The organism is candidate division WOR-3 bacterium, assembly GCA_039802205.1.
Lineage (GTDB): Bacteria > Hydrothermota > Tepidihabitantia > SM23-42 > JAOAFX01 > JAOAFX01.
In genome coordinates, this window is sequence record JBDRWD010000028.1 from 19,062 (window position 1) to 30,997 (window position 11,936).

The following is an 11,936-nucleotide window of genomic DNA, read 5'->3' on the forward strand; positions in this document are numbered from 1 at the left end:
CAAAGAAGCTAAATGGCTAAAAGGGGCTGAGGTTTCAGCCCCTTTTTTATTTTATACCAGAACCCGGTAATCTTTTTTAATTCCTTGTTTTTCTCTTCCACACCTTCACGCCCCTTCTGGAGGAGTGCATCAAATTGAGAAAAATCCGCCCAGTGGTATTCACTCACTTCGGGTTTGATAATGCAGTCTGCAAGTTTAAGAATCCGGTAATCGAGATGATATTTCATAAATGAGAGGGCGCGTTGGGTGATAAAAAAGCCCGTATCGGGTTTATGCCCAAACCGCGGAGCATCGCCGAGATAAACTGCGATGGTTATCCGCGCACCCATTCTTAAAAGCGGTTCAAGAGGAATATTATTGATTGTTCCTCCATCGATCAAAATTCTATCACCTTCAATGAAAGGTGGAAAGATACCAGGTATTGCACAACTCGCCCAGATGGCTTTATATAATGGCCCAGTATTGAATATAATTTCATTCCCCGAATTGATATCCAAACTATTACAAACAAAAGGTATCTTTAAATCCTCAAATGTTTTATTTCCAAAAAGTTTTTTGAATAACCACTCGGTTGTTTCAATTTTTAGAATTGATTTTTTAAAGAAGAGGGTGCCGTAGTAATATTTTTCAAATAATTGTTTTCTGAAGGTTTGAAATTTATTGTTCCCTTTCGTGTAGAATTTATCAAGGCCCAATTTTCGGAATTCTTCTGATTCAATTATATTTTTGGTTATCTCCCGCAAATGGCGGGTATCACCGTCTAAGCAATAAATTGCACCAACGATTGCACCGATTGAGGTGCCCGCAACATAGTCCAGTCTGATTCCCATTTCTTCTAAGGCTTCCATGACTCCAATATGAGCAAGTCCTTTTGCACCACCTCCACCCAGAGCAATTCCAACTTTCACATAATGATAATACCAAAATGAGAGGGAATTGTCAATGAGATTTCTTTATAGTCAATGGGCGAGTTTTAGAAATTGGCTTTAAAATCTTTATTTCTCCGGTACTGATTTTTAAGATAATCATTGACTTTTTTTGAAATTTAAATATAATACTTCAAAAAAGAGGAGAAATACTATGAAAAAAATCGGCGTTTTCATTTGCCATTGCGGAATAAACATTGCCAAAACAGTAGATGTAGAAGCACTTACCGAAGAGATTAAAAAATATCCTGGCGTTGTTCATGCGGAAAATTATAAGTATATGTGTTCTGACCCAGGTCAAAACCTCATCATTGAGGCGATAAAACAAAAAAATCTTGATGCAATAGTTGTCGCTGCCTGTTCTCCAACTCTCCATGAAAATACCTTTAGAAATGCAACCGAGCGTGGTGGATTGAACCGTTATACCTGTGAGATGGCAAATATACGTGAGCAATGCAGCTGGGTGCATGAGGAGAAAAATGTCGCTACGCGGAAAGCAGGTGATATTATAAAAACAATGATAGAAAAAGTGCGATTTGATGAATCGCTTGAACCGATATACGTTGATGTGACAAAAAAGGCGTTAGTGATTGGCGGTGGTATTGCCGGGATTCAGGCAGCATTGGATATTGCTAATGCTGGAATTGAAACAATATTATTGGAAAGGTCTCCTTCTATCGGCGGGAGAATGGCACAGCTTTCTGAAACATTTCCAACCCTTGATTGCTCCCAGTGTATTTTGACTCCAAAGATGGTAGAAGCAGCCCAGCATCCTAAGATAAGATTGATGACCTACTGTGAACTTGAAGATATTGCCGGTTCGGTGGGTAATTTCAAAGTCAAAATCAGAAAGAAGGCATCTTATGTTGATAATAGTAAATGCACGGGCTGTGGGGTATGTTACGAAAAATGTCCAATTAAAGTGCCTTCTGAATTTAATGAATTCTTGACTACCAGAAAAGCAATCTATACACCATTCCCACAGGCAATACCAAACAAACCGGTCATTGATGCCAAGAATTGCACTTATTTTGTAAAAGGTGGGAAGTGTCGGGTTTGCCAGATTGTCTGTCCGCCCCAGGCAGTGGATTTCAATCAAAAAGATGAAATAATTGAAGAGACCGTGGGGGCGATTGTGGTTGCAACTGGTTATGATATTTATGAACCTGAAAGATTAAAAGAATATGGTTATGGCACAAGCCCGGATATCATTACTTCTTTGCAATTTGAAAGATTATTATCGGCATCCGGACCAACTGCAGGTGAAGTGAAAAGGCCTTCAGATGGCAAAATTCCCAAACGTGTCGTATTTATCCAGTGCGCTGGGTCAAGGGACAAAGAGAATCATCTTGAATATTGTTCCAAGATATGTTGTATGTATACGGCAAAGCATGCAATACTATATAAACATCGCGTACATGATGGCGAGCCAATAATCTTCTATATTGATGTGCGCACGCCAGGCAAGGGATTTGAAGAATTTTATAATCGGGCAACCGATGAAGGGGCAATATACATTAGGGGGAAGGTCTCTAAGGTCTATCCTGAAAATGGGAAGTTGATTGTCCTGGGTGCTGATACCCTGGTGGGAAAGAAGATTGAGGTGGAAGCAGATATGGTTGTGTTGGCGATGGGGATGGTGCCGACGCGGAATAATGAAGACTTGATAAGAAAATTAAAAATTCAGTGCGATGCCAATGCCTTTTTGACTGAAGCCCATCCAAAATTGAGACCTGTTGAGACAAATACACTGGGCATTTATATCGCCGGTGCTGCGCATGGACCAAAAGATATCCCTGAGACTGTTGCCCAGGCATCGGGTGCGGCAAGCAAGGCAATTGGAATTCTATCCCAGCCTAAGATTACATTTGAGCCTTTGATTGCCTATGTTGATGAAAATCTCTGCTCTGGCTGTAGTGTCTGTATTGGTGTATGTCCATTCGGAGCAAGAGAAAAAGACAAAGAAAAGAATATTGCCAAGGTCATTGATGCCTTATGCCAGGGCTGTGGTGCCTGTTGTGCCGCCTGCCCAAGTGGGGCTTCGCAGCTTAAAAATTTAAAAGACAAGACTGTGATGGAAATGGTTGTGGCGGCAATTGAGAAATAATTATGAAATTCTGGCGGCGACCCCTTGATGCTGATAAAATAAAAATTCCGCAAGGTGAAGTTCATATCATTAAAGACCGCTGTAAGGGATGTGGATTTTGTGTAGAATTTTGTCCAAAAAAGGTTCTGGAATTGTCGAGCGAATTTAACATAAAAGGTTATCATCCTCCTTATGTGAAGAACCCTCACGAATGTAGAGAATGCCATCTCTGCGAAATCATCTGCCCCGAATTTGCAATCTATGTGACACTAGGGAGAGAAAGGACGGTCGCCGAATTATTGGATGAAAGGGAGAGTTCAATGGAGTCATAGGACTTTAGTCAGAATGAATAAAATCACCAACAAGATTGATTTTTAAAGAACTAAGGGGGGTTATGAAAGCAGATCCAAAGGGTGTATTGACTGGTGCCCATTATCTTGATGGAGACTACGCATGTGCTGAAGGAGCAATCGCTGCGGGTTGCAGATTTTTCGCTGGTTATCCAATTACTCCTTCAACCGAAGTAGCCGAGCGGGTTGCCCAGAGGTTTCCGGAAGTTGGTGGGGTATTCATTCAGATGGAAGACGAAATTGCATCTTCTATTGCAATCCTTGGTGCATCCTGGGCAGGGAAGAAATCAATGACTGTTACTTCTGGCCCTGGTTTTTCTTTGATGCAGGAGCACATTGGACTGGCTGCCATGCTTGAGACACCTTGTGTGATTGTTGATGTCCAGAGGGGTGGGCCATCTACAGGATTACCAACCCTTACCGGACAGGCTGATATGATGCAGGTCCGATGGGGTTCGCATGGTGATTATGAGATAATCGCCCTTTCGCCAAATTCTCCACAGGAGGCATTTGACCTGACGATTGATTGTTTTAATCTTTCTGAACTATATCGGGTTCCGGTATTTTTGATGATGGATGAGTGTGTTGGACATATGACTGAAAAAGTGGTCATCCCAAAACCGGAAGATATTGAACTTGTAGAAAGACGGTGGTACACAGGACCGAAAGAATCTTATCTTCCTTTCAAACCAGATGAGGATTTAGTTCCCCGAATGGTAAAGGCGGGTGATGGATACAGATTCCATGTCACCGGTTTAACCCATGATGAGCGTGGCTATCCAGTTATGAACTGGCAGGCACAGGAAAAACTGGTGCGCCGGCTTGTAGAGAAGATTCGCAAGAATGCAGATAAGATTATTCGTTATGAAGAAGAAGAAACTGACGGTGCGGATGTGGTAATTGTCTCTTATGGAATTTCAAGTCGTGTTGCCTACAAGGCGATTTCCGATGCCCGGAAACAGGGGATTAAAGTTGGATTTTTGAGATTGATTGTAGTCTGGCCATTCCCAGAAAAGAGAATCTACGAACTTGCAGGAAAGGTTAAGGCACTTATCACTGTGGAAATAAACTACGGACAGATTGCCCTTGAAGTAGAGCGTTGTGCAAAAGGAAGATGCAAGACATTACTCGTCCCCCACGGTGGCGGTTGGGTCCACAATCCGGATGATATATTGGATGCAATAAAGGAGGGATTGAAATGAGTGAGATTGAGGCCAATATTCCTTCCACTACTCAGACAACTGCTGGCCATCCCAGAGAGGGCTTGCTCAGGATGGACCGGATGCCCCATATCTGGTGTCCAAGTTGTGGTATAGGACCGACACTCAGTGCATTTTTGATTGCCCTAGAAAAATCAAATCTCAATTTAGATAAAGTGGCGGTCGTCTCTGGTATTGGTTGTACGGGCAGGGTTGCTGGTTATGTAAAACTTGATTCTTTCCATACAACACATGGAAGGCCAATTCCTTTTGCGACGGGTTTGAAACTCGCCAATCCTGAATTGAAGGTTGTAGTATTCTCGGGTGATGGTGATCTGGTGGCAATCGGTGGTAATCATTTAATCCATGCGGCAAGGAGGAATATAGATATTGTGGTGATTTGTGTGAATAACTTTATCTATGGAATGACCGGGGGTCAGGTTGCAGCAACGACACCGGAAACTGCTATTTGTTCAACCGCGCCCTATGGAAACTTTGAGACTCCTTTCAATCTTCCACACTTGATGGATACCTGTGGCGCAGTCTATGTTGCCCGCTATACCGCGCTTGATATAAGAAGACTTTCCAATGCAATCCTTGAGGCATTCAATAAAAAGGGATTTTCTTTTATAGAAGTCATTGCACCCTGTGCTACATTGTATGCCCGCCTCAATCGCCTCGGGACCGGACTTGATATTTTGAAGTATTATCATGACAATAGTGTAATAAAACATAATGCAGATCCGAGAGAACTTGAAATAAAATTCCAGGGACCGATAATCGTTGGTAAATTCGTTGATCGGGAAAGGCCCACATTCCTCGATGCGATGAACCAGAGATTCAAGACGGTGCTGGGCGATAAATACCAACTATACGGAATGACCGATGAATGTGTGCCAGAAGCAGTAGTTGAAGGCGGCGAAAGATGAGACTCACCCGGTTCTCTCCCTTAAAGGTAGAGGACTTAAGGCGAGGGTGAAAGGAGGTGTTGATGGGAACAACACTTGAAATTCGTTTTTCGGGTTATGGTGGTCAGGGGGTGATAAAGAGTGGGTATATTGTTGGTAAGGCGGCATCAATATTTGATAACAAGCATGCGACAATGACTCAATCCTTTGGCCCTGAGGCAAGGGGGAGTGCCTGCAGTGCCCAACTTATTGTCTCTGAAGACCGAATCCTCTATCCATATCTTACAAAACCCCAGATACTTGTTGCAATGTCCCGAGAGGCGTATGAAAAATTTGAGCCGGAGTTAGATGAGAATGGAATTCTAATTGTTGATGAAGACCTCGTAAAACCTAAACCACCACGAGGACAGATTAAAATTTTTTCAGTCCCGGCAACGAGAATCGCGGAACAACTCGGCAATAGAATCGTTGCCAATATCGTGATGCTTGGATTCTTTACCGCAGTTACCAATGTGGTCAGTTATCAGGCAATGAAGGATGCAATTCCGGGCTCGGTTCCGGATAAGGCACTGCCTTTGAACTTAAAGGCGTTTGAAGAAGGATACAAATACGGTAGGCAGTTATTGGAAAAATCTTAATTTAGAAAGACCCGGAAAAAATGGACAAATCAGATTGTATTGTCAGTCTTCTATTTCCCATCTTCAATCTTTCTTCTCACTTCTGTCTTCTGCCTTCTATTCTTATCACTTTTCACTTCTTCCTTCTCACTTCTCCCTTTTTGTTCTCCCAGACTCCGGAGTGGGTGTATCAGTATGTGAATCCGAATTTTTCAGAAGTTCCTTATGCGATTGCGGCAGATAGTTTTGGCAATAGTTATACTACTGGATATGTAGGTTTAGGTAATAACGGCGGTGTGGGAATTATTAAGTTGGATAATCAGGGTAATGAAAAGTGGTTTTATTGGAATGATTTGGGTACTGCGATAATTGGGCGTAGTATAAAGGTTTATAATGATAAAGTTTATGTTGGTGGGTATATGGATTCTTTGGGTTATGAGCGGATTGTTGTGATATCTATTGATACTTTAGGGAATGAGCGATGGATTTATAAGGATACATTGTATAACAGTGAGGGATATGCAATAATGATTAGTCAATCCCATCATATTTATGTGGCGGGGATAAAGTATCCGTCGCCGCCGGATTGGGTGGTATTAAAATTAGATTCATTAGGTAATTTGTGCTGGCGTTATGTTTATGATGGTCCGGCGGGTAGTTATGATGAGGCATCAAGTATTGTGATTGATGGGAATGAAAATATTTATGTTGGGGGCTATTCAACGGGTCTTGGCACATCTACTGATTTTACGATAATTAAACTTGATTCAGCAGGTCGGGAGCAGTGGGTCTATCGTTATGATGGGCCGGCGAGTTATCGGGATGAACCCAAGGCGCTTGCCCTTGATTCTTTGGGCAATCTTTACATAACGGGTTGGTCCTGGGGTATTGACTGGGATTTTTGTGTGGTAAAGATTGATACTTCGGGACAGGAAAGATGGGTTTACCGATACAATGGCATGGCAAATACCGGAGATTTGGTTTATGATATGGTTTTAGATGATTCGGGTAGTGTTTATGTGTGTGGTAGTTCAATGGATACTGATACGATTGGTTTGTTTACAATAATCAAAGTAGATTCAAGCGGTCAAGAAAGGTGGTGTTATAAGACTTCAGGTTCATCAGGCCGGGGTGGGATTGCTAATTCGCTGGTAGTTGATGGTTTAGGTGGTATCTATGCCGGTGGTTTTTTTCGTAATATATCTTTCAGACCGCAGATTGCGGTGGTGAAGTTAAATACTTCGGGTGATACATTGTGGAGATATATCCATCCTCATATCCCGCCTTCGCCCTGGGCGGATGTGGTTCATGATGTGGTTGTGGATATTAATGGTAATGTCTATGTTGCCGGCAGGATATGTGTAAGTGCCTGGAATGATGATATAGTGGTGATGAAGTTTGCTGCACCGCAGGGTGAGGTGAAAGAGGTGGTGGATAATGAAACAATAAAGTCAAGTTTTGGTGCTACAATTTTCAAGGGTGGGATAGAATTTATCCCGCAGGAAGATTGTGGGCTAAGGGTTTATGATGTGCTGGGCAGGATGGTAGTAAATAAGGCTCTTCAATCAGGTAGAAAAGAATACATCAAACTCGGCTCCGGTGTTTATTTTATACTGATTGAAGAGCGGCAAAATAAAAAAATATTAAAAAAGGTCATTATTTTGTAACAAAGGAGGCTAAAATGAGAATCATTGTATCCTTGCTCCTATTTGGAGCAGTATTGTTAAATGCAGGGTATATCACACCGTCATTACAGGCAGTGCTTGATACCTTATCGCCCGGGAATAAGACCTGGATAAGTGTGCATTTAAAAGAAAGACCGAATCTTGCCCGATTTCCGCAAAGAGCCTATGCAGAAAAGATTGCCCACGATAATAAGTAGCAGTGCGGTATGGTCTTTGAATCCTGATTTAGTCTATGTCCCTGATGGTCTGATTGAGGGGCGTATGTTGATTACCTATGCTGAGGGTAACGAGCGTTGGCTTAGCCGGCATCCTTATTTGCCGTTATATCGTGTTTGCACTTATCAAAGTGTTTTACCATTGGTTCCAGGTGGACCGCAGGATAAAGAGACGATGTCTTTTGATTCAGGAAATCTTTCGCTTGAGATCTATCCCAATCCATTCCGGAATCACTGCGTGATTGAATTCCAAATCCCAAATTATTCAAAATTAGGCGGTAGCCAGAAGCCGATAACCAGTATAAAGATATTTGATATCAGTGGTCGCTTGGTAAAACAATTTAACCATTTAACTAATTACCAATCATCAACTCTTTGGGATGGTGATGATGATCTGGGTCGGAAACTTCCACCGGGTGTATATTTCATTAGGTTAGATGCGGGTGATTTTATCCATATAGAAAAGGCGGTATTGTTGAAATGAAGGAGAGGGTTGTTAGGTTGAAATAAAAATGCTAATTTTTAATATGTTGATTAAAGTATGATAATCAGGAATGGTTGTTTGTTTAGTAAATTGGAATTTAGGAATTGTTTGGGATTTGGTCCGCCAAAAATCGTTGCGGACTGGTACTGGGGGTTTAATGAATGAATGTCATCTTTGCTGAATTAAGAAAGAGTTACAAAATCTTACTCGCCTATCCGATTGAGATTGCCTTCTGGATATTTTCACCACTTCTGTGGGCAATTCCTTTGATTTTTCAGGGAAAGGCATTGATTGGTGGTTTGAGCAGTGAAAACTTTGGGGCAGTTGCAGGTACAACCGAATTTATTCCCTATGTCTTAATCGGGGCGATAATCAGCACCTATATGGGTTCTTCGGTCTGGAGCATGGGATTTGCAATGCGGGATGAGACATATTATGGCACACTTGAACATATTTTGTCAGCGCCAGTAAAACCAGTTTACATTTTACTGGGCAAGGCAATATTCAATTCCCTTCTTGCTACAACTTATGTTATCATTCAACTGGGAATATGTGTGATAATCTTTGGTTTACAGGTGACACTTTATAAAATATTTCCAATTGTCTTCTTTTTGATTCTTTTGATTGCCGGTCTATATGGCATTGGCTTTGCTGCGGCTGGCTTGACCCTGCTCGTCAAAGAGGCACATGGTCTACTACATTTGTTTGAATATGTATTATTTTTATTTTCACCGATTCGTTATCCAGTGGAGATAAATCCGATAACCAGGGTGGTAAGCATATTCATTCCCCTTACCTATGCTCTCATTGCCTTACGCGGGCTTTTGCTAAATATTAAGTTTGATTTCTGGAAAAACAGCTTGATTCTCATCTTAATTGATTTGATAATCATTCCACTCGGTCTTTATATCTTCAACTGGGTGGATAGATATACAAGGCAGAAAGGAACTCTGGCGGAGTATTGAGATGGCAAAATGTCAATCCAAAAATTCCACATGTCAAATGTCAAATGCCAGACGAATAGATAAACATAGTCTAAAGGTTTGGGTTTGGAAAGAAGATTGGGTTTTGTCTATCGGTTTGGAAGATTGTTTAATCAAACAAAACCAACAAACCAAACCCTATCTCATTTCTAAACCTATAAACCACACCTTCAAAGATTAACTATGGCCAATTTTTTCCATTATCTACGGGCGATCAATGCGGAGAATATTAAAGAATGGAAGATTGAATTGAAATATCTGCCTGATTTTATCCGGCTATTTTTTGAACCCTTTGTCTATCTTTTTCCATATTTTCTCTATGGATTTGCCCTGCTCGGTGGCCGTAACTCTGAACATTTGAAATCAATTACTGGTATCAGTGATATATTTGCTTATACATTCGTTGGTTATCTCATTATGGGATTTTTAAATACTGCATGCTGGGCAATGGGTGCGTCATTGAGAAAAGAACAGTGGTATGGGACTCTTGAGACGATTTTTGTTGCTCCAGTCCCACGTTGGGTATATGTTGCAGGCATGGCACTGCATTCAACATTACATCAGGGATTGATAATGCTCATTGAGGCTTTGGTTGTAGTATTTATTTTCAAGATATTTTTCAATATCAGTGGTATGCTTCCCGGGCTGATTTTATTACTCCTTATGATTTCTGCACTTTATGGACTTGGCATTCTGGTTGCAGGACTTACAATCGGTCTAAAACAATGGTGGGTAATAAGTGATGCGGTATCAACCCTGATAAATATAATTACACCGATTGCCTATCCACTTGCAATCTTGCCCATGTTTTTGCAGAAGATTGCCCTTTTTCTGCCCACAACCTATGGCGTGATGGGCATAAGACACTTCTTGATTGGCGAGCATCTCACAATGAGTATACCAACGATATTTGTACGCCTAACAATTATGCTCGTTATCTGGATAAGTTTTGGTTTAGGTATTTTCTTACTTATGGATAGATACGGCAGAAAAAAAGGCGCGCTTGCGATTTATTAAGTTTTTACAATTTCCCTTCGCAAGCGGGGGATGCAATCCCCTTTATTAAAGAATACGCAATCCTACTTTTATCCCCCTTTTTAATGAATACACAATCCCCCTTAATTTCCCTTTTATAAAGGGGGATTAAGGGAGATTAGTAGGGCAGACCTTTAGAGCCCGTCTCGAACTCGATTCGGGGTGTGCATTAATAGTTGTGGCAAGGCTAACCTCTGGTTCTGAAAGAACCATCGATTCTTGAAAAAAGCCTTGCCCTACATTTCCCATCGTCTATTTAAGTTAATAACCAGTCTTTCTCTGACGGGATTAAGACAGATTGCAGTTCCCGTTTTATTCAAAGACTATGATTCCTGTGCCATTGGTCCACCTTCACCTTCTTCATATTCATACTGGTAGATATAAATTGGACCAGCAGTAGCAAAATTACCCGAGATTTTATCTAATACCACATCAATGGCGCCATCCTTATAAAATGCCAGTGGAATCCAGAATTCCGATATCTCGGGCTTGTAAGCATTGTATTTGATTAAATTTTACTTCGGTTTAATAACCTTTTCTCTTAAGAATATCTTCCCATCAGATGTTTTTAAGTGGATAAAATAGACTCCACTTGAAACCTTATGACCAGAATCGTCATCGCCAACCCACAGAATTGGTGATTGGTAATTGGTTAAATGGTTAAATTGTTTTACCAACTGCCCAGCGGAATTATAGATTTTCATACTGACTACTGACTTCTGACTACTGGCTACTCCATTTTCTGCATAGTGCATAGTGCTTAATGCATAGTGAATCATGCAGTGATTCGTGAATGGATTGGGATAGACCTCAAGTCTTTTTGTCCCCCCGTCTCTTTGTCTCCTTGTCTCTTCGATCCCCATAAATGAACTTGCACCCAAATAAAGACGGGCTGGGCAATCATTGGGAAGGCCTATCCAGATTGCCCAAAATGGGTCGGCATTAGTGAGCATTAATGCGCAGTAGACATAATAAATACGCACCCTGGTGGTGTCTATCCTTTTGGCAATCTGGGGCAAGCCAGCTGAAATTCCTAAGGATTGGGTGCAGTTTATTGGTTGTCCCCAGGTTAATCCATTATCCATTGACCAGACTGAATAGAAATCCCAGCGGTTTAAGCTATCAGGGGAATTGTTTTTTGACATACAATATAAGACCGCGCAATAATTCCCACCAGTAGCAATCGTTGGATAAAAACACTCTGTATCTGGCGCACCAAAACTTGATGAAACTTGAATCGGGGGCACACCTGAATTTACTGATACATAAATCCTGCCATACCAGGGATACTCATTGTCATCCCCGTCAATTGCATCAAAGACCAACTGTCGTTTCAAAGCGAAAATGTCACCTTTAACTTCAAAGGTAAAATGTCCCCAGGCGTGGCTCAAACCACGCTCAGAATTGAATCAGAAAGGAGATACCTTGATTTTTAAACAATTTTTGGT

At 41.4% G+C, this 11,936-nt stretch carries 12 protein-coding genes; 10 read left to right on the forward strand and 2 right to left on the reverse strand.

Annotated elements, in window-relative coordinates; translation table 11 throughout:
- Positions 1–8 precede the first annotated feature (8 nt).
- The gene (locus ABIL39_07100; GenBank protein ID MEO0165886.1) at positions 9–908 is read right to left on the reverse strand and encodes a patatin-like phospholipase family protein; all 900 of its coding nucleotides are present in this window, start codon (positions 906–908) and stop codon (positions 9–11) included.
- 172 nt (positions 909–1,080) lie between these two features.
- Between ABIL39_07100 and ABIL39_07105 the strand changes: the two genes are divergently transcribed.
- The 10 genes from ABIL39_07105 to ABIL39_07150 all read left to right on the forward strand — a co-directional run bounded on the left by ABIL39_07105 (position 1,081) and on the right by ABIL39_07150 (position 10,470).
- Positions 1,081–3,033, forward strand: a complete 1,953-nt coding sequence (locus ABIL39_07105) for a CoB--CoM heterodisulfide reductase iron-sulfur subunit A family protein (GenBank protein MEO0165887.1) — start codon at positions 1,081–1,083, stop codon at positions 3,031–3,033.
- A gap of 2 nt (positions 3,034–3,035) precedes the next feature.
- Positions 3,036–3,344: a ferredoxin family protein gene (locus tag ABIL39_07110; GenBank protein ID MEO0165888.1), complete on the forward strand. Its 309-nt coding sequence runs from the start codon at positions 3,036–3,038 to the stop codon at positions 3,342–3,344.
- Between the two features lie 62 nt (positions 3,345–3,406).
- A complete protein-coding gene (locus ABIL39_07115; GenBank protein ID MEO0165889.1) occupies positions 3,407–4,564 on the forward strand; it encodes a 2-oxoacid:acceptor oxidoreductase subunit alpha in 1,158 nt (385 codons plus the stop codon).
- Entirely contained in the window at positions 4,561–5,490 is a 930-nt protein-coding gene (locus ABIL39_07120; protein ID MEO0165890.1) for a thiamine pyrophosphate-dependent enzyme, read from the forward strand. Before ABIL39_07115 ends, ABIL39_07120 begins: the two co-directional genes overlap by 4 nt.
- A 62-nt stretch (positions 5,491–5,552) precedes the next feature.
- On the forward strand, positions 5,553–6,107 hold the full coding sequence (locus ABIL39_07125) for a 2-oxoacid:acceptor oxidoreductase family protein (GenBank protein MEO0165891.1): 555 nt from the start codon (positions 5,553–5,555) through the stop codon (positions 6,105–6,107).
- Between the two features lie 20 nt (positions 6,108–6,127).
- Positions 6,128–7,753 carry an SBBP repeat-containing protein gene (locus ABIL39_07130; GenBank protein ID MEO0165892.1) on the forward strand — a complete coding sequence of 542 codons (1,626 nt, stop codon included), beginning with the start codon at positions 6,128–6,130 and terminating at the stop codon, positions 7,751–7,753.
- A 14-nt stretch (positions 7,754–7,767) separates the two neighbouring features.
- Entirely contained in the window at positions 7,768–7,968 is a 201-nt protein-coding gene (locus ABIL39_07135; protein MEO0165893.1) for a hypothetical protein, read from the forward strand.
- Positions 7,937–8,470 carry a T9SS type A sorting domain-containing protein gene (locus ABIL39_07140; protein ID MEO0165894.1) on the forward strand — a complete coding sequence of 178 codons (534 nt, stop codon included), beginning with the start codon at positions 7,937–7,939 and terminating at the stop codon, positions 8,468–8,470. Before ABIL39_07135 ends, ABIL39_07140 begins: the two co-directional genes overlap by 32 nt.
- Positions 8,471–8,631: 161 nt before the next feature.
- Positions 8,632–9,435: an ABC transporter permease gene (locus tag ABIL39_07145; GenBank protein ID MEO0165895.1), complete on the forward strand. Its 804-nt coding sequence runs from the start codon at positions 8,632–8,634 to the stop codon at positions 9,433–9,435.
- A gap of 201 nt (positions 9,436–9,636) precedes the next feature.
- Positions 9,637–10,470: an ABC transporter permease gene (locus ABIL39_07150; protein ID MEO0165896.1), complete on the forward strand. Its 834-nt coding sequence runs from the start codon at positions 9,637–9,639 to the stop codon at positions 10,468–10,470.
- 533 nt (positions 10,471–11,003) lie between these two features.
- Here the strand turns inward: ABIL39_07150 and ABIL39_07155 are convergent.
- On the reverse strand, positions 11,004–11,825 hold the full coding sequence (locus ABIL39_07155; GenBank protein MEO0165897.1) for a T9SS type A sorting domain-containing protein: 822 nt from the start codon (positions 11,823–11,825) through the stop codon (positions 11,004–11,006).
- Positions 11,826–11,936 lie beyond the last annotated feature (111 nt).